The following is a 965-nucleotide window of genomic DNA, read 5'->3' on the forward strand; positions in this document are numbered from 1 at the left end:
GGTTGAGGCCGATGAGCGCCGACGACAAGACGCGAATATCGGGGGGCATGGCGAACACCGCCGTAGGCACGCAACTCAGCGGCATCTACGAGCTTGATGAGCGGATCGCTTTCGGTGGCATGGGGGAGGTCTACCGCGGTCATAACATCCAGACCGGCGACCACGTCGCGATCAAGATCGTCCTGCCCGAGTTCGCCCGTGACCAGACGATCCTTTCCCTGTTCCGCAAGGAGGCATTGATCCTCAATCGCCTGTCGCATGATGCGGTCGTGCGCTATCACGTCTTCACGATCGATCCCGGGATCGGCCGTCCCTACCTTGCGATGGAATTCGTCGACGGCGAGTCGCTGTTCGACATCATGCGACGTGGCGCGATGCCGACGGCAGAGGTGCGCAAGCTCTGCCATCGCCTCGCGTCCGGCCTGAGCGCGGTGCATCAGGCGGGCGCGATACACCGCGACCTGTCTCCTGACAACATCATCCTGCCGGGGGGCCGGGTCGACCGCGCAAAGATCATCGATTTCGGTATCGCACGATCGGCGACCGTGGGCGGCGAGACCTTGATCGGCGGAAAATTCGCGGGAAAGTACAACTACGTTTCACCCGAACAGCTCGGGCTCTACAGCGGCGACGTCAGCGAGCAGTCCGACATCTACAGCCTGGGACTGGTGCTGGTGGCCGCCTTGCGCGGCAAGCCGATCGACATGAGCGGGTCGCAGTTCGAGGTCATCGAAAAGCGTCGGACCGTGCCTGATCTCTCGGACATCGACGATGATTTTCGCGACATCGTCGAAGCCATGCTGCAACCGGATCCGCAAGACCGGCCGATCAGCATGGCGGAAATCGCCAGGATGACCCGTGACGACAGTGAGGAGACAACGCCGCCGACTTCGATCACACCCCGCGATCGGCCGGCTTTGCCGCGAACCGGGGAAACCCTCTCGCCCGACACCAAGACCCAGGGC

At 62.9% G+C, this 965-nt stretch carries 1 protein-coding gene; it reads left to right on the forward strand.

What is annotated here, in order from left to right; translation table 11 throughout:
* Positions 1-11: 11 nt before the first annotated feature.
* On the forward strand, positions 12-965 hold a 954-nt coding region (locus tag ACXJ7R_RS34355), incomplete at its 3' end, for a serine/threonine-protein kinase (protein ID WP_457155675.1).

This window comes from Mesorhizobium sp. P5_C1, from assembly GCF_054049815.1.